Source organism: Streptomyces lacaronensis (assembly GCF_047337785.1).
In the GTDB taxonomy this organism is placed as follows: Bacteria; Actinomycetota; Actinomycetes; order Streptomycetales; family Streptomycetaceae; genus Streptomyces; species Streptomyces lycopersici.
In genome coordinates, this window is record NZ_JBLHDK010000003.1 from 7,741,261 (window position 1) to 7,759,302 (window position 18,042).

Annotated in this window: 19 protein-coding genes; 9 read left to right on the plus strand and 10 right to left on the minus strand. The window is 71.5% G+C overall.

Features of this window, described 5'->3' with window-relative positions; translation table 11 throughout:
• The first annotated feature begins 84 nt into the window (after positions 1-84).
• The 3 genes from ACMTAK_RS33080 to ACMTAK_RS33090 all read left to right on the plus strand — a co-directional run bounded on the left by ACMTAK_RS33080 (position 85) and on the right by ACMTAK_RS33090 (position 4,647).
• Entirely contained in the window at positions 85-2,271 is a 2,187-nt protein-coding gene (locus tag ACMTAK_RS33080; RefSeq protein WP_413809546.1) for an MMPL family transporter, read from the plus strand.
• Between the two features lie 187 nt (positions 2,272-2,458).
• Positions 2,459-3,943 carry a sensor histidine kinase gene (locus ACMTAK_RS33085; RefSeq protein WP_413809547.1) on the plus strand — a complete coding sequence of 495 codons (1,485 nt, stop codon included), beginning with the start codon at positions 2,459-2,461 and terminating at the stop codon, positions 3,941-3,943.
• Positions 3,940-4,647, plus strand: coding sequence for a response regulator transcription factor (locus ACMTAK_RS33090; RefSeq protein WP_413809548.1), 708 nt, complete (start codon positions 3,940-3,942; stop codon positions 4,645-4,647). The genes ACMTAK_RS33085 and ACMTAK_RS33090 overlap by 4 nt, the downstream gene beginning before the upstream one ends.
• A 33-nt stretch (positions 4,648-4,680) precedes the next feature.
• Here the strand turns inward: ACMTAK_RS33090 and ACMTAK_RS33095 are convergent, their stop codons facing one another.
• Positions 4,681-5,325, minus strand: a complete 645-nt coding sequence (locus tag ACMTAK_RS33095) for a GNAT family N-acetyltransferase (RefSeq protein ID WP_413809549.1) — start codon at positions 5,323-5,325, stop codon at positions 4,681-4,683.
• A gap of 124 nt (positions 5,326-5,449) precedes the next feature.
• Between ACMTAK_RS33095 and ACMTAK_RS33100 the strand changes: the two genes are divergently transcribed.
• Positions 5,450-5,998 (plus strand): GNAT family N-acetyltransferase, encoded by a 549-nt coding sequence (locus ACMTAK_RS33100; RefSeq protein WP_413809550.1) that lies wholly within the window; start codon positions 5,450-5,452, stop codon positions 5,996-5,998.
• Between the two features lie 18 nt (positions 5,999-6,016).
• Here the strand turns inward: ACMTAK_RS33100 and ACMTAK_RS33105 are convergent, their stop codons facing one another.
• The 7 genes from ACMTAK_RS33105 to ACMTAK_RS33135 all read right to left on the minus strand — a co-directional run bounded on the left by ACMTAK_RS33105 (position 6,017) and on the right by ACMTAK_RS33135 (position 12,175).
• The gene (locus tag ACMTAK_RS33105; protein WP_413809551.1) at positions 6,017-6,262 is read right to left on the minus strand and encodes a hypothetical protein; all 246 of its coding nucleotides are present in this window, start codon (positions 6,260-6,262) and stop codon (positions 6,017-6,019) included.
• Between the two features lie 11 nt (positions 6,263-6,273).
• Positions 6,274-7,593, minus strand: a complete 1,320-nt coding sequence (locus ACMTAK_RS33110; RefSeq protein ID WP_413809552.1) for a S8 family peptidase — start codon at positions 7,591-7,593, stop codon at positions 6,274-6,276.
• Positions 7,594-8,295: 702 nt separating this feature from the next.
• Positions 8,296-9,147 (minus strand): NmrA/HSCARG family protein, encoded by an 852-nt coding sequence (locus ACMTAK_RS33115; protein WP_413809553.1) that lies wholly within the window; start codon positions 9,145-9,147, stop codon positions 8,296-8,298.
• Positions 9,148-9,312: 165 nt separating this feature from the next.
• Positions 9,313-9,561: a hypothetical protein gene (locus ACMTAK_RS33120; protein WP_413809554.1), complete on the minus strand. Its 249-nt coding sequence runs from the start codon at positions 9,559-9,561 to the stop codon at positions 9,313-9,315.
• Positions 9,562-9,634: 73 nt separating this feature from the next.
• Complete coding sequence (locus tag ACMTAK_RS33125) at positions 9,635-10,108, minus strand: carboxymuconolactone decarboxylase family protein (protein WP_413809555.1); 474 nt, start codon at positions 10,106-10,108, stop codon at positions 9,635-9,637.
• Positions 10,109-10,312: 204 nt separating this feature from the next.
• Entirely contained in the window at positions 10,313-10,462 is a 150-nt protein-coding gene (locus tag ACMTAK_RS33130; protein WP_020871413.1) for a hypothetical protein, read from the minus strand.
• 1,065 nt (positions 10,463-11,527) lie between these two features.
• A complete protein-coding gene (locus ACMTAK_RS33135; protein WP_413809556.1) occupies positions 11,528-12,175 on the minus strand; it encodes a CGNR zinc finger domain-containing protein in 648 nt (215 codons plus the stop codon).
• A gap of 131 nt (positions 12,176-12,306) precedes the next feature.
• On the opposite strand from ACMTAK_RS33135, the gene ACMTAK_RS33140 reads away from it, so the two are divergent.
• Positions 12,307-12,999 carry a haloacid dehalogenase type II gene (locus tag ACMTAK_RS33140; RefSeq protein ID WP_413809557.1) on the plus strand — a complete coding sequence of 231 codons (693 nt, stop codon included), beginning with the start codon at positions 12,307-12,309 and terminating at the stop codon, positions 12,997-12,999.
• A 130-nt stretch (positions 13,000-13,129) separates the two neighbouring features.
• Here the strand turns inward: ACMTAK_RS33140 and ACMTAK_RS33145 are convergent, their stop codons facing one another.
• Complete coding sequence (locus tag ACMTAK_RS33145) at positions 13,130-13,699, minus strand: TetR/AcrR family transcriptional regulator (RefSeq protein ID WP_413809558.1); 570 nt, start codon at positions 13,697-13,699, stop codon at positions 13,130-13,132.
• 201 nt (positions 13,700-13,900) lie between these two features.
• Between ACMTAK_RS33145 and ACMTAK_RS33150 the strand changes: the two genes are divergently transcribed.
• From ACMTAK_RS33150 to ACMTAK_RS33165, 4 genes are all read left to right on the plus strand, one after another.
• Positions 13,901-15,307 (plus strand): MDR family MFS transporter, encoded by a 1,407-nt coding sequence (locus ACMTAK_RS33150; RefSeq protein WP_413813067.1) that lies wholly within the window; start codon positions 13,901-13,903, stop codon positions 15,305-15,307.
• A gap of 223 nt (positions 15,308-15,530) precedes the next feature.
• Positions 15,531-16,202, plus strand: coding sequence for a hypothetical protein (locus ACMTAK_RS33155; RefSeq protein WP_413809559.1), 672 nt, complete (start codon positions 15,531-15,533; stop codon positions 16,200-16,202).
• Positions 16,203-16,295: 93 nt separating this feature from the next.
• Complete coding sequence (locus ACMTAK_RS33160; protein WP_413809560.1) at positions 16,296-16,679, plus strand: VOC family protein; 384 nt, start codon at positions 16,296-16,298, stop codon at positions 16,677-16,679.
• Positions 16,680-16,877: 198 nt separating this feature from the next.
• Positions 16,878-17,426: a DUF1062 domain-containing protein gene (locus ACMTAK_RS33165; protein WP_413809561.1), complete on the plus strand. Its 549-nt coding sequence runs from the start codon at positions 16,878-16,880 to the stop codon at positions 17,424-17,426.
• Positions 17,427-17,636: 210 nt separating this feature from the next.
• On the opposite strand, the gene ACMTAK_RS33170 is transcribed toward ACMTAK_RS33165, so the two are convergent.
• The gene (locus tag ACMTAK_RS33170) at positions 17,637-17,840 is read right to left on the minus strand and encodes a hypothetical protein (protein ID WP_413809562.1); all 204 of its coding nucleotides are present in this window, start codon (positions 17,838-17,840) and stop codon (positions 17,637-17,639) included.
• Between the last annotated feature and the right edge of the window lie 202 nt (positions 17,841-18,042).

The following is an 18,042-nucleotide window of genomic DNA, read 5'->3' on the forward strand; positions in this document are numbered from 1 at the left end:
CCCCCTCCTCGCCCCCGGCGCAGTAGCCGCCATCTCCGTCGTCGGCGCGAGGTATCGGCGCCCGGGCGCCGGAAGCCTGGGGGCATGCAGACGACATCGTCAGGGATCGCTGGAGAACCCCAACAACCGGAGGCGCCACCGCCCGCCGCGGTTGGCGGCAAGCGGCGGCGCTCGCTGCCCTGGGCGGTCATCGCCGGCTGGGTGCTGCTGCTCCTCGTCGCCGTCCCCTTCGCGGGCAAGCTGGAGGGCGCCAAACGGGACACGGCCGTCGACTACCTCCCGGCGGGCGCCGACTCCACACAGGTGGCCCGGCTCCAGGAGCGGCTGCCCGGTGGCGACACCATCGACCTCGTCCTCGTCTTCCACCGCGACGGCGGGCTGACCGACGCCGACCGTAAGGCGGCCGGCGGGCGGGTCGCCGAGGTGGCGGGGCGCCATGACCTCGTCGGCGGCACGGCGCCGCGCGCCGTGCCGTCCAAGGACGGCACGACCGTGATGTACCCCATGGCGCTCACCGGCCTGACGGACGAGAAGGAGCGGGCCGACGCCGTCAAGGACGTCCGCGCCGAGCTCGCCTCCCATCCCGAGGGCCTGACCGTCCAGGTCGGCGGTCCCGGGGCGCTCAGCGCCGACTCGCAGGAGGTCTTCGCCTCCACCGACGGCACGCTGATGTTCGCCACCGCCGGGGTGGTCGCCCTGCTGCTGATCGTCACCTATCGCAGCCCGCTGCTGTGGCTGGTGCCGCTGGGGGTGGTCGGTGTCGCCGCCATGGCCGCGATCGCGATCGTCTACGGCCTCGTCCAGGGCTTCGACCTCATCGTCACCAGCATGAGCTCCTCCATCATGACGGTGCTGGTGTTCGGCGCGGGCACCGACTACGCCCTGCTGATCGTGTCCCGCTACCGCGAGGAGCTGCGCCGCCACCGCGCCCCGTACGACGCGATGCGCGAGGCCCTGCGCGGCTGCGGTCCGGCGGTGCTCGCCTCCAGCGGCACCGTGGCGGCCGGGCTGCTGTGTCTGCTCGCCGCCGACCTCAACAGCAGCAGCGGACTGGGTCCGGTCGGCGCGGTCGGGGTCATCTGCGCGCTGGCCGCGATGATGACGCTGCTGCCCGCGGTGCTGGTGCTGCTGGGGCGCCGGGTGTTCTGGCCGCTGATCCCCGTCTACGGCAGTGAACCGCGGGCGACCCGGCGCGGGTTCTTCGAGGCGATGGGCGACTCGGCCCGCCGCCGGCCCGGTGCCGTGCTCCTCGGAGGTGCCGCGCTGCTGGGCGTCCTCGCCCTCGGGGTGCTCAATCTGCCCGGCGATCTCAAGCAGGAGGACACCTTCACCGACAAGCCCGAGTCGGTGGCCGCCACGCAGACCCTCGCCGATGCCTATCCGGACAGCAGCAGCCAGCCCATCAGCGTGATGGCGCGCACCGCGGGCGCGGACGAGGTGCTGCGGCGGGCACGCGGCACGGAGGGGGTGGCGCGGGCGGACGCCGGGCGCAGCGGCGGCGGCTGGACGGAGATCGACGTCTTCCCGCGGGGCGCCCCGCAGTCGGCGGACGAGACGGCCGCGCTGCACGCGCTGCGCTCCGGTCTGGTGCGGGTCGAGGGTGCCGACGCGCTGGTCGGCGGACCCAGCGCCCAGCAGCTCGACCTGAAGGACACCAACGCCCGCGACCGGATGCTGGTCATCCCGCTGGTGCTGATCGCCGTACTGCTGATCCTCGCCGCCCTGCTGCGCGGCCTCGTCGCGCCGCTGGTCCTCGTAGTCGCCGTGGTGGCGGTGTGGGGAGCGGCGATGGGGCTCGGCGGGCTCTTCTTCGGCCCGGTCTTCGGCTTCGCCGGGGTCGACCCCGGGCTGCCGCTGCTCTCCTTCGTCTTCCTGGTCGCCCTCGGCGTGGACTACGGCATCTTCCTGATGCACCGGATGCGGGAGGAGTCGCTGCGCGGGGCGGAGGTCCCGGACGCGGCGGTGACCGCGCTGCGCACGACGGGCGGGGTGATCGCCTCGGCCGGTCTGGTGCTGGCGGCGACCTTCGCGGTGCTGGCCACGCTGCCGCTGGTGATGCTGGTCGAGATGGGGTTCGTGGTGGCGGTCGGCGTGCTGCTCGACACCTTCCTCGTACGGACGTACCTGGTGACGTCGGCGAGCCTGCTGCTGAAGCGGTGGGTGTGGTGGCCGGGCGCCCTCTTCCGCCGTACGCCCGCCTCGCCGGACCCGGCCGCCCAGGACGGACCCGCCGCCGGGTCCCGCCCGGAACCGGCCGTACGCGGCGGCTGACGCCGTCCCTCGGCCCGGACCGGCCGTACAGGGGACGGCCGGTCCGGGCTCCGGGACACCCTTCGTACCGCCCTATGGGGCGCATACAGCCCTATGGCAGCCCTATGGCAGCCCTATGGCAGCCCTATGGCAGCCCCATGTGGCCCCATGGCAGCCCTATGGCTCGGCCCGAGGCGGATCCCCGAGGATGGAGCCCGTGCCCGTACCTCCTACGACCCACTCCGCGCCCAACGCGCCCGAGCGCGCCGCCGACGCCCGGCACCCCGCCGCGCGCTCCGCCGTCCACCGCGCGATCGCCTCCGCGTCGCGTGCCCTGCACAACGGCCCCCGCCCCGCGGAGGCCCCGGAGGAGGCCCGCAAGCGGCGGCGGGTGGACGCCCGGATCGCCGGTGCGGTGCTGGTCCTCCAAGTGGTCCTGGCGCTGCTCAACCCCGACCGGAACGGCCACCGCCCGGACGCGTTCGGCTGGGCGCTGCTCGCCGCCAGCGCCACGGTGCTCATCGGGCGGCGGCACAGCCCGATGGTGGTCACCGTGATGGTGGTGTTCATGGTCGGGCCGTACCACGCCATGGACAACGTCCACCTCGCGGTCGTCCCGGCCGGGCTCCTCGCCGTCTACACGCTCGCCGTCATGGGCCCGCCGCTGCGGTCCTTCCTCACCGTCACCGTCGTGATCTCGATCATGGTGTCGGTGATGGCCCTGAGCGGGAAGCCGCACGCCGGTCTCGACATGCTGCGCACCTCCGGCTGGGTGCTGTCGGTCGTGGTGATCGGCGAGGCGGTCCGCATCCACCGCAAGTACATCGCCGCGATCCTGGAGCGGGCCGAACGCGCCGAGCGGACCCGCGAGGACGAAGCGGCCCGGCGGGTCGCCGAGGAGCGGCTGCGCATCGCCCGCGATCTGCACGATCTGCTCGCGCACAGCATCACCCTCATCGGCGTCCAGACCTCCGTCGCGGCGCATGTCCTGATCGCGGACCCCGAGCGGCTGGACCGCGAGGCGATGGCCAAGGCGCTCGACTCGATCGCCGACACCTGCCGGGACGCCCGCGCCGAGCTCCGGGCCACCCTCCAGGTGCTCCGCGGCGGCACGGGCGGCGACGCCGACCGCGCGGACGAGGAGGGCACCGGACCGCTGCCGGGGCTCGCCGGACTCGCCGACCTGGCCGCGGCGGCGGAGGCGGCGGGCGTCCGTGTGGACCTTACGGTCGACGTGGAGGCGTCCGAACTGTCGCCCGCCGTGGGCGCCGCCGCGTACCGGATCGTGCAGGAGGCCCTGACCAACGCCGTCCGCCACGCGCCCGGCACAAGGGTGCGGATCACGCTCGTACGGGACGAGGGGGAGCTGAGCGTCGCCGCAGTGGACGACGGCCCCGGGGGCGAGGAACCGCCCCTTACCGCGCCCGTCGAAACGGGCTACGGCATCGTGGGCATGCGCGAGCGGGCCCGCAGCGTCGCGGGCACCCTGTCCGCGGGACCGCGCGAGGACGGCCCCGGCTTCGCGATCAGGGCCGCGCTGCCGTGGGGGAGGGGTGGCCCGCCCGGCGGCCGTACGGGCACCGGCACCGGCACCGGCACCGACACCGGCACTGGCGCTGGCGCCGGTACCGGCACTGGCCCTGTCACCAGTACCGGACAGACCGCCGCACCGCCCAGGGAGGCCACCGCATGACCACGCCACCGGACCCGCCGATCAGGGTGTTGCTCGCGGACGACCAGACGCTGGTCCGTTCCGCCTTCGCCATGCTGGTCTCCTCGGCCCGCGACATGGACGTGGTCGGGCAGGCGGGCACCGGCCGCGAGGCCGTCGAACTGGCCCGCACCGCCCGCGCCGACCTCGTGCTCATGGACATCCGGATGCCCGATCTCGACGGCATCGAGGCCACCCGCCGCATCGCCGCCGACGAGGATCTCGCCGGGGTCAAGGTGCTCGTGCTGACGACGTACGACACCGATGAGCACATCGTCGAGGCGCTGCGCGCGGGCGCGTCCGGCTTCCTGGTGAAGGACACCCGGCCCGCCGAACTCCTCGACGCCATACGGACCGTGGCGGCGGGGGAGTCCCTGCTCTCGCCCGGCCCCACCGCCCGGCTCATCGCCCGTGTCCTGCGCCTGCCGGAGGCCCCGCCGCCCGGCGTTCCCGCGCCCGCCGCACTGGCCGCGCGCTCCGAGCGCGAACGGCAGGTGCTCGCCCTCGTCGCCCGGGGCCTCAACAACGCCGAGGCCGCGCAGACCCTCGGCCTCTCGCCGCTCACCACCAAGACGCATGTCAGCCGCATCATGGGCAAGCTGGGCGCCCGCGACCGCGCCCAGCTTGTCATCGTGGCCTATGAGTCCGGCCTGGTCACGCCGACTTGTCGGTCGGAATCTCCTTGATCTCGGCCGTCGGGGCGTTCTTCTCGAAGGGCGTCAGGGAGCGCCGAACAGCGCGCGGCACGGCTCCAGTCCGGCGATCTCGACCGGGGTGGCGCGGTGCTCCTCCCAGGCCGCGCGGTCCAGCCGCAGCCGCTGAAGGGTGCGGGCCTCGCCCCTTACGGCGAGCACGGACAGCCCGTCGGGGCGGTAGCCGAGCCGCCGGGACACCCCCAGCGAGCGGCCGTTCTCCACCATCGCGCCGGAGACCAGCGACAGCGCGCCCAGCCCCTCGAACGCCAGGTGCGCCACGGCCGCCCGCATCTCCGTGCCCAGCCCCTTGCCCTGGTGGGGGGCGCCCAGCCAGGAGCCGGTCTCGGCCTCCCGCGTGATGGCGAACTCGGTCGCGAACAGGTCCTGCCGCCCGATCACCGCCCCCTCGTGCAGCACCGCGAGGCTCAGCGTCCACTGCTCCGGCCGCCATTCGGCGATCGTGCGGAGCACATGCTGGAAGGTGGCGCGTCCGCGCTCTTCCGGGGGCGCGTCGGTCCACGGGACGCCGAAGGGCATCTCGTCCGGGTCGTGCACCCCGCCCGCCGCGACCGCGGCGAGTTCGTCGAGCAGGGGGGTGTCGGGAAGCCGCAGCTCCAGGCGTGGCGTACGCAGGCGAAGACCGTACAGGGGCCAGTAATGGGGGTCCATGACGGGAGGCTGCCGGAGCCGCGGCCGCCGAGTCGAACCAATTACGGCCGACCGCGTGGCCCGCCCCGCGCGTGGGCGCACAATTGGTTTGCCGTAGTGCGGCGTTCGGACGCATCCTGACCCGATGTTGATCCGACGAGAGACCCGCTCCGACATCGACGCCGTACGGACCGTCACCTCGGCCGCGTTCGCGAAGTCGGACACCTCGGACGCCTCGAGCAGCTCGAACCCCCCACCTCCGATCGAGGCCACACTGCTGGACGAGCTCCGGATCAGCGACGGCTGGCTCCCCGCGCTGTCGTTCGTCGCCACCGGCGACCGCGGCGAGGTGATCGGACATGTCGTGTGCACCCGCGGCCATGTCGGCTCCGACCTGGCCCTCGCCCTCGGCCTCGGCCCGCTCAGCGTGCACCCCGCCCATCAGGGCCGTGGCGTGGGCCTCGCGCTCGTCCACGCGGTGCTCGGCGCCGCGGACGCCTTCGGCGAATCGCTGGTCGCCCTGCTGGGCAGCCCCGCCTACTACGGCCGGTTCGGCTTCCGCCCGGCGGTCGAGTACGGCATCACGGCCCCGGATCCGGCCTGGGGCGAGTACTTCCAGGTCCGGACCCTGACCGCCTATCAGCCGACCGTCAAGGGCCCCTTCAGGTACGCCGAGCCGTTCGACCACGTCTGACGCGGCAGGAGCCGAGGCTCACTGCAGCGCGTCGGGCGGCGGCAGCCGGACGATCTGCTCCCGGTCCACCGACTCCACGCCGTCCACCGCCTCCAGCACCGGGATCCGGTCCTCCGCGATCGTCCCGGACAGCGAGCCCAGGATCGGCTGTTCACCGGTGACCGTCAGCCCGACCCGGCGCGCGGCCTCCACGACCTGGGCGAACCGGTCCGGATCGACCGAGAGGATGACCCCGACCGGCCCGGACCGTGCCGTCTGCCCCATGGCGCCGCCGCTCACGGAGCCTGGAGCAGACCCGCGCCGATGTCCGCGCCCGGTTGCGCCAGCGGATGGGCGCCGGACAGCAGACGGGTGGTCAGGTCGGCCGCCGAGGCCTCCGGATGCGCCTGCGCCAGCAGCGTGACCACACCGGCGGCATACGGCGTCGCCATGCTCGTGCCGCTCATCGTCTGGTACGTGCCGTCGGGCGCGGCCGAGAAGATGTCGACCCCGGGCGCGGCGATATTGACCTCCCCGCCCGCGCCGTTGATGGCGCCGCAGGAGAAGAACGCGGTCCCCAGGTCCTTGCCGAGCGCCGCCACCGCCAGGATGGACGGGCAGTTGGCGGGCCGCCCCACCGGCGCCACGAAGCCGGGCCGCCGGCTCTCGTTGCCCGCCGCGGCCACGATCACGGTGCCGCGCCGCAGCGCGCGCCGCGCCACGTTCTCGTAGGTCTGCGGGAACAGCTCGCCCGGCTCCACCGGAGCCCCGAGCGACATGGAGACCACCCGGGCGCCCTGGGCGACCGCCCAGGCCATCCCCGCCAGGATCTCGCCGTCGGAGCCCACGCCCTGGTCGCTGAGCACCTTGCCGACCAGCACCCGGGCCTCACCGGCCACCCCGTACCGGGGCGCGTGCCCTGGCTTGGCCGGACCGGCCACGGTGCCGACGCAGTGGGTGCCGTGGCCGTGGCCGTCCTCGACGCTCGCCCCGGACACGAAGGAGGCGGTCGCCTCGACGCATCCGGTCAGATCCGGGTGGTCGGTGTCCACCCCGGTGTCCAGCACGGCGACCTTCACCCCGCTGCCCGTCAGATGCGACCAGTTGGCGCGGATCCCCTGGAGCCCCCAGGTGGTGTTCCGCTCGTCCCACGCCGGTCCCAGTGAGGTGGCGAGCTCGGCCCGGGTGTGCCGGGACACCTCGTCATCGTCGCTGCGGTACGTCGGGAAGAAGCCGGTCAGCGTGCGCTGCGGCTCCGTGATCACCGACGCGTACACCACGCGCTCCGGCTCCGTCGCGATGATCGTCGGCTCCGCCTCCGCCGCGGTGACCAGCGCATGGCGCTGGTCCGGCCGCACATCGACGACGGCGACGCCGAGTTCGTCGAAGACCACCGACACATCGGCGCGCCCCAACAGCTCCGCGGCTCCGGGCTCGGCCCCGCGGACGCGCTCCACGGACGAGATCCCCACGGACGAGCGCAGCGCCTCCATACCGCGGTCGGGCTCCTGCTGATCGAGCAGGACCACATACCGCCCGGTGTACTCGGTCTGCCGCGCCCCCGGCGCCATACCGGCCCGCTGCCGCGGCCGCTCCCCGTTCGGTTCCTTACCCATGGGCCCCACGGGCCCAGGTCCGTTCGTCATTGCCTTTCTCCGCTCCTGTGCGCGGTCTGTGTGCTCCCCTGTGCTCCCCGGGATGTCTCACCCGCCCCCACAGCCCCCCGAGCCCCACATCTCCCTTATGCCCACCGTCACCCCCTGCGTTTGGGCCCGCAACTCGGAGCCGGGGCGCCCCCGCACACCGATTGATCCGGAGCGGCCATTGGGCGAGGCGAACACGTGCGGGTATAAGGGACGGCACGGGGAGCGGGGACCGAGGGGCCGGGGGAGAACTGCTTCATCGACCTCAAGAGCCTGGGCAGGCGCGGGGCCGCGGCGGCTGAAGGGCGATGAGCCACCGGGCTGGTTCGACCGCGAGCTCCAGGAGGGCCGTTGCGTGGTGCTGCCTTACGGCCTCGACGAGGTGGCCCGCGAGGAGGACCGGCGCCATGTGGCCAAGTGGGTCGGGGAGCAGATCGAGCAGTACGAGGGGAACGACTTCGTCCTCACCTCACGCCCCCACGGCTATGCGAGCGCGCCGGTCAACCGCGCCGGAGTGCTCCAGGTCGTCCCGGCGCCGGCTGATGACGGCCGTGACGGTCGTGCCCAACGAGACAATCGTGCTGGTCCGCGCGTGACCTGCCGGCCCGGTCCGGCCGACCGCCACCGGCGACGCGCGGCCCGCCGTCCCCGGCGGCCACCGGTCGGAGCGTTCGCTCAGCCGCGCGGCCGCGGCCACTCCTGCTCGGCGGCCCAGGCCGCGAAGGAGGTCCAGGCGACACCGGGGAAGTCGGCGCGCAGCCGGGGCAGATCCACGTCGTAGCCGGTCTCCGCCAGGAAGGTGAACATGGCCCCCATGTCCGCGCTCGCCTTACGGACCGTGTCCAGCGGCACCTGGCGGTACTCCACCGGGCCACCGGCCGCCGAGGCGAGCGCCTCGGCCATCTGCCGGGGGGTGGGCGCGTCGCTCGCGACCTCCACCCGCCGCCCGATCCACCGCCCGGGGTCGGCGATCACGGCGGCCACCACCGCGCCCAGGTCGCGCAGGGCCGCCTGCTGGAGCGGTCTGTCACCGGGGAGCGCGAGCGGCAGCACGCCCTGGGCGATGTCGTCCCGGCTGCCCAGGGCGTTCTCGTAGAAGTACGTCGGCGCGACCACGGTCGACGGCAGACCCGCCGCCTCCAGGTTCCGCTCGATGATCGCCTTGCTGTCGAAGTGGGGGATACCGGTGGAGCGGTCCGCCGAGGCCACCGAGGCGAGCACCAGATGCGCCGGCGCGGCCCGGCCGGCGGCCTCGATGATCGCCTGCCCCTGCCGTACCTCGGCGTCCGTGCCCGACTCGAACGGCGTCGTCACCGCGAACGCCGCCGACGAGCCCTCGAAGGCCGCCGTCAGCGACGCGGCGTCGCTCAGGTCGCCGACGACCACGTCCACGCCCTGCTGGGCGAGCCGACGTGCCTTGGGCTCCTCGCGGTCACGGACCACGGCCCGGACGCTGTGGCCCGATGACAGCAAGGCCCGTGTCACCGCGCCGCCCTGGCCGCCGGTGGCACCCAGCACTGTGATCATCAGTACTCCGTAGAACAGCCGAGACCCACGGCGTCGGAACGCCGTGGGGCATGTTCAGCCCCGTGGGACCCATGGTCGTACAGGATCGGTCGGCGGGCGGGAGACGCGCCGGTCGGCGGCGACGCCGGTCGGCGGCGGCGAGGCGCATACCGAGGTGAGCGCCCGTCACGCGTCGCTCGGCGCGGCGCGCCGCTCCAGCACCTGCGAGACGGCGCGGGCGATGCTCTCGTCGAGGCGTTCGCCGAAGGCGGCCTCGGCGAACTGGGCGAAGCGGGCCACCACTTCGGCGCTCGCCCGACACCTCGACGCCGTCGTCGACGCGCCCACCGGGGGACGAACAGGATGTGCCGCGCTGGCGAAGGCCAGGTGCGGACCGACGAAGTCGAGCATGGTGTGACCCCCGTACAGCACCATACCGACTTCCATCGGACGTGCGGCGTCCGTCTCCACGGATGCTCGCCGGCGCCCCGCAGGAGGACGCCGGACCTCACCCGAACTGACCGGGCTGGTAGCCCCCGGCGGGCTGCTGGACGATGACGTTCAGCCGGTTGTAGGTGTTGATGACGGCGATGATCGACACCAGTGCGGCGAGCTGCTCCTCGTCGTAGTACTTGGCGGCGTTCGACCACGCCTCGTCCGTGACACCACCGGCCGCGTCGGCGATGCGGGTGCCCTGCTCCGCCAGCTCCAGGGCGGCGCGCTCGGCGTCGGTGAACACCGTGGCCTCCCGCCAGACCGCGACGAGGTTGAGGCGCGTCGAGGTCTCCCCGGCCTTCGCGGCGTCCTTGGTGTGCATGTCGGTGCAGAAACCGCAGCCGTTGATCTGGCTGGCGCGGATCTTCACCAGCTCCTGCGTCGCGGCCGGCAGCGCCGAGTCCGAGATCACCTTGCCCGCGGCGTTGAGGTGCTTCAGGAAGGTGCCGAGGAGCGGGTTGCCGAAGAGGTTCAAGCGAGCGTCCATGATGGGCTCTCCTATGCGATTGCCGTGGTTACACCTCCCTGACGGAACGGCTCGGAGAGATGTGACAGGACCGGATGTGACCTGCGTCTCTCATGGCGGGGGCGCCGCTCAGGGCGTGGATTCGGCCGGAGCGCTTCCGGAGCGCTTCCGACGCGCTTCCGGAGCGCTTGATCAACTTCTCGGCCTCGCCGCCCCGTGGAGGGCCTAGTGCGTCAGCGTGTACCAAGCGGTGCTGCCCACCGTGATGCACACGGCCCAGGCCCACCGAAGCGCTTTGGGGGAGATGCGGACGGAGAAGGTCACGTGCTCGTCGAGGTTGACCTCGAGGTGGCGCCGGCGCTTGCGTTCGGCCATGCGGATTCTCCTTGGATTTCGTGGCCCTCGGCCATGTGCCGGGGCCCGCCTGGTGAGGGACTGACGGGGTGTTCGGCTCCAACTGCCAGGAAGGGGGGAACACCACGTCGGAACGTACGCCTGCCCGCGGACAGGTGTCGTGTAGTTAACGCAGCCAAGTCGCTCGGCGCAACTAAACCCGCACTAACCACTGACAAAGCGTCAGCCGTCAGCTGTCGGAGGGTGACACTACAATTCCCCTCCGCTTCAGGGACATTGATCCGCATAGCTCTCATCGCCGACCATAGCGGCCATACTTACCGACGGGTATTCCGCAACTTTGCGATTGGAAGCGAACGTAAATGCACTTAACGCGTCAGTTGGGCCCGTGTTCGGTATGGCCAACGCCACATTCCAGGTGAGGATGAAACCCCCCACAAGCCGCTTGCCCGGCGTATTCGGCGCGTCTTCGCGAAAGCGTCATGTCCGGTATGGGGTGCGGCGCCGCTCAGCAGGAGTTTTTTGCTCTCCGGCGGCGGCCAATTGCCGCTCAAATTGGCGGCTGCCCGCTGCCCGGCTAAGTGATTGCCCGAGCGATCTATCCATGGCCGATGCAACGTGGTGATCGCGAATGCAAATCACCTGCGGATGGTGTGCGCGAGCGGTGCGCAATGACCGGTGTTGGCCGGAAACCGCCGCCCCTCCCTTCCTGGCAGTTGGAGCAGGGGCGGCGGCCCTCACCAGACGTGGAGAACCACGCCCGCTTACTTCGTCGTTGACCCCACGGATGTGCGGACAGCGTCGCTGTTCCGGCCTCCGCCCAGTCAACGACTGGACCGAGGATAGTGTTTTTCTGTGGGGTTCGGATGCACTACAAGGGGTGAATATGTGTTATTCGCAACACTGTTCTGGCCGTTCAGAAGAATGAAAAACCTCGACTCCGGACCCGATCTCCCGGTGCGTTCTGATAGCGGAACCTCTGATCCCACCAGGGCATCGAGGTGCCGCATGGTGAGCATGTGGCCGGTTTTCGTCACCCCCTAATAGGGTGGCCGCAATTGCCGACGGGCGCCCTCGGTGACCGACTTACTCGAGGCTGGTGGGCAGGTCGCGGGAACCGGCGGGCCGGTCGCGCGTCGCGGTTCGGCGGGCGCGGTGGTTGGCGACGTTGACGCGGTTGCCGCACAGTCCGGGCATGCAATAGCGGCGGCTGCCGGGCCGGGTGGTGTCGATGAACGCTCCCCGGCAGGTGGGTGCGGTGCACGGGCGGAACCGCCGCTCGCCGAGGGTGTGGACGACCCCGAGGACGCCCATGCCGCAGATCAGTGAGAGAGCGTCGGCGATGGTCGCCCCGTCCCGGAGCGGGACGGCCCACCGGATGCGGCCCTCGTGTGCGGGGTCCGGTATCAGGGTGGCGCCCCGGGCGGACGAAGTGAGCCGGGTGGCACCGGCGATGAGGCGGTCGCGGTCGGGGTGATCGATCAGGTCCCGCACGGTGGTCCGCAGCGCGTGCACCGCGTGGAGGTCGGCTGGGCGTCCCCGGCGGGCGAGTTCGGCCAGCGCGCCCGGGGCGTCGTCGTCACCTCCGGGCCGGTCGCCGTGCGGCTCGGTGAACGCGACGAGGGCGGCCAGGTCGGGCAGGCGGTCGTCGCCGCGCCAGACCTCGGCGGTGGTGTTGACCAGCTCGGTCGCGATCCCCGCCGCCCAGACGTAATCGTCCAACGCCACTTGCATCGCTGACGCACTCCTCGCTACGTTCGGCTAAACACAACTTTAACCCTTACGTGTCGCGCCGACCGCCGGCCCCCCGCCCCAGTCCCAGCCTCAGCCCCGCCCCCCTCCCGCTCCGTCAGGAGACCTTGCCCATGTCAGATCTGGAGATCGACGCCGTCGTCTTCGATGTGCTCGGCACGCTCGTCGACGAACCCACCGGCATCCGCGCCGGTATCCGTGAACTCGCCCCGGCGCTCGACGATTCCGGGGTCGAGCGGCTGTTGTCGCTGTGGCAGCGGCATATCGACCGCGAGCAGCGCCGCATCCTCGACGACGCCCGGCCCTACGTCACCACCGAGGTCCTCGACCGCGAAGCCGCCCGGCTCGTCGCCGACGCGGCCGGAGTCGACGACCCGGCCGCCGTGGCGGCGCTGGCCCTGTCCGGCCGTCGGCTCCCGCCGTGGTCCGACACGGTGGCGGGGCTGGCCCGGCTCGCCGGGCGGTTCCCGCTGATCGGCCTCTCCAACGCGAGCCGGACGGCGCTGCTGGGGCTCAACGCCCACGCCGGACTGCGCTGGCACCAGGCTCTGTCCGCTGAGGACGCCCGCACCTACAAGCCGGATCCGGCGGTCTACGAACTGGCCGTCACCGTCTCCGGACGGCCGCCGGAGCGGCTGCTGATGGTCGCCGCCCACGCCTGGGACCTGCGCGGTGCACAGGCTCTCGGACTGCGCACCGCCTACGTCGCCCGCCCCGTCGGCGACCCGCCCAGCCCCTCGGACCGGTTCGATCTGCACGCCGACGGCCTGGCCGATCTGGCCGATCAACTCGATTCAACTCGATAGAGCATCGGCGCCAACTACGCGGAGGACGCGGTCTTCGTCACGCCCTCCGGTGTGCTGCGGGGCGAGACCGTGCGCTACACCCTGGTGGCCGTAGGGGGCTGAGCCACGGCGAAACCGCCTGGGCCGGTGGTCAGCGCACCAGGGGGAGGAAGACCGTGTCCACGATCTCTTCGAGGGTGTCGTCGGGCACGGGGGCGAAGGTCGTCAGGATTTCGTGGCGCAGCAGGTCGAAGGGGAGCGACTTGACGCGTTCGGTGAGGCCTTCCGGTTTGATCTCGCCACGGTCGATGGCGCGGCCGAAGAGTGCGTCGAGAGCTTCCGCGCGTCCCGTCACGAGGGGGTCGCGCAGCTCGCCGGGGCTGTTTCCGGTCGCCTGGTGGTAGTCGGCCAGGCGCATGCTCATGATGGTGATGAACTGGACGCGGGTGGAGTTGATCTCCCGCATGAGGGTGAGGATGTCCTCCCGCAGGCTTCCCGTGTCGGGAACGTCGAGGCGGGACTCCTTCAGGGTGTGGACGATGGCTGCCCGGACGAGGTCGTCGCGGTTGGACCAGCGGCGATAGAGAACGGGCGGGCTGGTGCCGGCGCGCTTGACGACGGCGTCCATGGTGAACCTGGCGTAGCCGGTGTCCGTGAGTTCTTCCCAGGCCGCGTCGAGGAGCGCCTTCTCCAGTGCCGCTCCGCGGCGTCGCTCGGGCATGCGTTCCTCCCTTAGATAGACTTGCCTTTCTTATTCTAGCGCCCTACTCTGGCCGCCGTAAGATAGACAGCTATATCTTAAGGGTGGCCGTTCATGAGCACTCCCCCCAACCGGTCCGACCCCGCAGCGACGGCGGCGGACCCCGATCGCGTGAATCCCGAGCGCGTGGACCCCGATCGCGTGGACCCCGCCGTGTGGCGCATGGCGATCACCCTCATCGTTGGCGCCCTCGCCGTCGTCTTCGACACCACCATCGTCAGCGTCGCGCTCAACGACCTGGCGAGGGAACTCGATGCCCCGCTGTCCACCATCCAGTGGGTGAGCACCGGCTATCTGCTGGCGGTATTCGTCACCATCCCACTCGCCGGATGGGCCCAGTCACGGCTCGGCGGCCGACATCTGTGGATCGCGGCCCTGGTCGTCTTCCTGCTCGGCTCGATCCTGAGCGCGCTGGCGTGGGACGCGACCAGCCTCATCGCCTTCCGCGTCGTCCAGGGCGGCGCGGGCGGCCTCATGATGCCGCTCATGGCCACGCTCCTCATGCAGGCCACCCAGGGCCGCAATATCGGCAAGGTCATGGCCATCATCACCGTGCCCACCGCACTCGGCCCGATCCTCGGCCCGGTCCTGGGCGGCCTCATCCTGCATCTGGCCGACTGGCGCTGGCTGTTCTTCGTCAACATCCCCTTCTGCGTCGTCGGCGCCTGGCTCGCCTGGCGCGATCTGCCCAACGACCGACCGGCGCCCAACCGCTCCCGCGCCCGCCTGGACACCGTCGGCCTGCTCCTGCTCTGTCCGGGCTTCGCCGCCCTCGTCTACGGCCTCTCCCAGGTCGAGGGCAGCGCGGGCTTCGCCGACGCCAAGGTCCTCATCCCGCTGATCGGCGGACTCGCCCTGGTCGGGGGCTTCACCGCCTGGGCGCTGACCCGCACCACCGGCGCCCTGGTCAATGTGCGGCTGTTCCGCCACCGCGCGGTGGCCTCCTTCGCCACCCTGCTCCTCCTGGGCGGCATCTCCCTGTACGGGTCGATGATGCTGCTGCCCCTGTACTTTCAGCAGGTCCGCGGCGAGGACGCCCTCGGCGCCGGACTGTTGCTCATCCCGCAGGGTGTCGGCGCGCTCCTCGCCCGCGGGCTGGCGGGTGCGTACACCGATCGCATCGGCCCCCGCGGGGTCGCCTTCGCGGCGTTCGCTTTCGTCGCCGCGGCCACCGTGCCGTTCGCCTTCGTCACCGCCGGTACCAGCGAAGTCCTGCTCATGGCCGCGCTGTTCGTCCGCGGCATCGCTCTGGGCGCCGCCATGATCGCGCCCATGGGCGCCGCGTACGTCGGTCTTGAACACGGGGAGATCCCCGACGCCAGCGTCATCACCCGCGTCGCCCAGCAGCTCGGCGGCGCCGTGGGCATCGCCGTCCTCGCCGTCATCCTCCAGCACAGCACCGGTGACGCCCACACCCCGGGCGCCCTGGCCGACGGCTTCGGCACCGCGTTCTGGTGGTCGGTGGCCCTCACCGCCGTCGCCGTCCCGCTGTGCCTGCTCCTGCCCAGCCTCCCCGAACCGGCGGCCCCCGACGCCACCGCCGAAGCGGAAGCCGCCGCCAAGGCCTGAAACGCGACCGCGCAGTCCAATCGCGCACCCCACCCCACATATCGAGGAGTACCCATGACGATCTCGCTCCGCCCGGGAGTGTCGCTTGCGTCCCCCTGGTCCCCGGGTCACACCCGGGTTAGCGGACCGTTAGCGGGGCGGCAGTCTTGCGGTAGGGGGCCCGACCAGAGTGGGTGACGCACCGAAGAGATCACCACACCGATTGCCCCTGGGGGGACCCGAAATGAGCTCCAGCACCGTTGTCCGCACCGTTCGTCGCCGCACCCTGCGCGTTGCCGCCGCGGTCCTGATCGCAGCCGCCGGCTTCAGCCTGACCGCCTGCAACGACTCGGACGCCAACGCCTCGAAGCCCGCGGCCTCCGCCGGGTCCAGCAGCGCGGACTCCTCCACCGGAGCGAAGGGCTCCGACGCCAAGGCCGACACCGGGGCGGGCACTGAGAGCAAGGCGGGCGCCGAGGACAAGGCGGGCGCTGAGGACAAGGCGGCATCCCCGGACCGCACCGAGACCCTGGCGGACGGCAGCACGGGCGAGATCTACGAGCTCGGCGACCAGGAGTATCGCCTCAAGATCGTCAACGACGGTGACGTCCTGGCCACGTTCGAGACGGACGGGCAGGACGCCGGGCTCGACGCCAACGGCATGTATGTCGTGCTCACCAGGGGCGGCGAGGTCCAGTCCTGGATGGGCGGCGAACACAGGGCGCCGGGCACCTTCGACCTCGAGGGCTGGACGGCCAAGGTAACGAAGGTCGGCGAGAGCCACTACCGTGCGGAGATCATCGGTCACGGTGACGTCATGGGCACGATGGAGGCGAACGGGCACGACGCCGGGCTCAACGCCAACGGCGTGTACATCGTGCTCAGCACCCGCGGTGTGATCAGCGCCCACGAGTAAACGTCAATGCCCGCCCGGCCGCGGCGGTGGAGCCACCTTCCGGTGACTCCACCGCCGCGCTGACTTTCCGGGTTCTCTCCGTAGACTGACGGCATGGCATGCCGTATCAGTGAGCTGGTCCTCGACTGCGTCGACCCCGAGCGGCTCGCCGCGTTCTGGAGCGATGTCCTCGGCTACGTCGAACTCGGCCGGGAGGACGACGGAAGCATCGAGATCGGGCCGCCCGACGCCGGCTTCGGCGGCTTGCAGCCCACCCTCGTCCTCAGCCCCAGCAGCGACCCCCGGCCCGAGAAGCTCCGACTGCACATCGACGTCAACGCCACCGACCGCGACCAGGACGCCGAGCTGGAGCGGCTGCTCGCGCTCGGAGCCAGGCCCGCCGACGTCGGTCAGACCGGCACCGAGAACTGGCACGTCCTGACCGACCCCGAGGGCAACGAGTTCTGCCTCCTGCACCGTCGGCTCCAGCAGGCGTAGGGGCGGCGGTGAGGCGCTCGAAAACCAGTGGCAGAGCGCCGCTGTGCCTCATTACCGTGCTGCCGACCCAAGTCGGCTAGTCAAGGACGTGCCGTTGTACACCGTGTGAGACCTCCCAAGCGCTGATTTGTCGCGTGTCGCGCATATGCGCCGCGCTCCTTTTTGCTGCGGATTTCTCACTGAAACCGGTGTACTTCTGTGCTCAATAACTGGGTGGTCATGCCCACCTGCCTGCCGCTCGTTCTCCGCCGATGCCACGCGTGCGCGTCCGAGCGCTTCCGGGCAAGCGGTAAATTCCGCGTCAACGCCAACCACAAGCTCATCGACGCCTGGCTCCTCGTGCTCTGTACCACCTGCGGGGAAACGGCGAAGCTCACGGTCCTGGAGCGGATGAACGTGCGTTCCGTACGACCCGAGCTGCTGGACCGGCTGCATGACAACGACCTTGGACTGACAGCCGAGTTGCTCCAGGATCCGGTCGTACGGCGCCGCAATCGCATCGCCCTCGACTGGAACAACGCCTGGCGCCTCGACACCGGCGGATCGGATCACCTGGACCGCGAGGTAATCGATGTCTCGGTCCGCTTCGCGGCGCGGATCCCCGTCCGGCCGGTGCGACTGATCGCTGAGGGCTGCGGTCTTTCGCGGGCCGAGGTCGAGAGACTGATCACGGAGGGCAGACTCGTTTCGGCGGTCCGGCTGAGCGCCAAGCTCACCGGCGACTTCACCTTCACGCTCAAGCGCTGAGCCCTCCTTGGGACCAGGGCCTGTCCGGCACGATCCGCCGGGCAGGCCCAACGGGGTGTCCGCGGCGTGGCAGGGCTTCCCCTCCAGGACCCAGACCCCAGACCCCAGACCCCAGGCCCCAGACCCCGGGGCCTGGGGTGGAGCCCCAGTTGCGGGAAGGGGCGGGGAGGGGAACAGCCGCCGCAGGCGCCAAGGTCCGCCGGGCAGGCCCTAGTCCCGGAACGAACCGTCCGCCCTGCGCGCGTGCCTGGACAGCAGGTGCCCGCACTGCGGGCAGTGCCGCCTGAACCCCTTCTTGACCAGATAGCTGATGCCGATCGTCACCACATGCATCAGCCCCACCGCCGCGTTCTGGAGCAGCCGCCCCAGCCACGACCTCGTACACGTCTCACAGTCCCGGCAGCCTGCCGCCATGGCGTATCCCCCCAACTCGTCGCTGACCTGCCCCGCACCACCAGTGTGCGCAATGGAGAACGCCGCCGAGCCGCCAACTGCCCTCCCTCCGCCGGGTTGTGACCGGCCCAGATCGCGTCCAGCACACGGTTGTGACATCGCGGCAGCGACATCGCACGGGGCATGACGTAGATCACAGAGAAAGGGTGACAGGGTGTTGTCG

Coding starts and splice junctions, on each gene's coding strand:
- ACMTAK_RS33145 (WP_413809558.1), bottom strand. CDS start 13,699: ATGCCCGAGCGACGCCGCGGAGCGGCACTGGAGAAGGCGCTCCTCGAC.
- ACMTAK_RS33100 (WP_413809550.1), top strand. CDS start 5,450: ATGTTGATCCGACGAGAGACCCGCTCCGACATCGACGCCGTACGGACC.
- ACMTAK_RS33170 (WP_413809562.1), bottom strand. CDS start 17,840: ATGGCGGCAGGCTGCCGGGACTGTGAGACGTGTACGAGGTCGTGGCTG.
- ACMTAK_RS33090 (WP_413809548.1), top strand. CDS start 3,940: ATGACCACGCCACCGGACCCGCCGATCAGGGTGTTGCTCGCGGACGAC.
- ACMTAK_RS33110 (WP_413809552.1), bottom strand. CDS start 7,593: ATGGGTAAGGAACCGAACGGGGAGCGGCCGCGGCAGCGGGCCGGTATG.
- ACMTAK_RS33115 (WP_413809553.1), bottom strand. CDS start 9,147: ATGATCACAGTGCTGGGTGCCACCGGCGGCCAGGGCGGCGCGGTGACA.
- ACMTAK_RS33135 (WP_413809556.1), bottom strand. CDS start 12,175: ATGCAAGTGGCGTTGGACGATTACGTCTGGGCGGCGGGGATCGCGACC.
- ACMTAK_RS33125 (WP_413809555.1), bottom strand. CDS start 10,108: ATGGACGCTCGCTTGAACCTCTTCGGCAACCCGCTCCTCGGCACCTTC.
- ACMTAK_RS33160 (WP_413809560.1), top strand. CDS start 16,296: ATGGCATGCCGTATCAGTGAGCTGGTCCTCGACTGCGTCGACCCCGAG.
- ACMTAK_RS33105 (WP_413809551.1), bottom strand. CDS start 6,262: ATGGGGCAGACGGCACGGTCCGGGCCGGTCGGGGTCATCCTCTCGGTC.
- ACMTAK_RS33080 (WP_413809546.1), top strand. CDS start 85: ATGCAGACGACATCGTCAGGGATCGCTGGAGAACCCCAACAACCGGAG.
- ACMTAK_RS33155 (WP_413809559.1), top strand. CDS start 15,531: ATGAGCTCCAGCACCGTTGTCCGCACCGTTCGTCGCCGCACCCTGCGC.
- ACMTAK_RS33130 (WP_020871413.1), bottom strand. CDS start 10,462: ATGGCCGAACGCAAGCGCCGGCGCCACCTCGAGGTCAACCTCGACGAG.
- ACMTAK_RS33150 (WP_413813067.1), top strand. CDS start 13,901: ATGGCGATCACCCTCATCGTTGGCGCCCTCGCCGTCGTCTTCGACACC.
- ACMTAK_RS33095 (WP_413809549.1), bottom strand. CDS start 5,325: ATGGACCCCCATTACTGGCCCCTGTACGGTCTTCGCCTGCGTACGCCA.
- ACMTAK_RS33085 (WP_413809547.1), top strand. CDS start 2,459: ATGGAGCCCGTGCCCGTACCTCCTACGACCCACTCCGCGCCCAACGCG.
- ACMTAK_RS33140 (WP_413809557.1), top strand. CDS start 12,307: ATGTCAGATCTGGAGATCGACGCCGTCGTCTTCGATGTGCTCGGCACG.
- ACMTAK_RS33120 (WP_413809554.1), bottom strand. CDS start 9,561: ATGGTGCTGTACGGGGGTCACACCATGCTCGACTTCGTCGGTCCGCAC.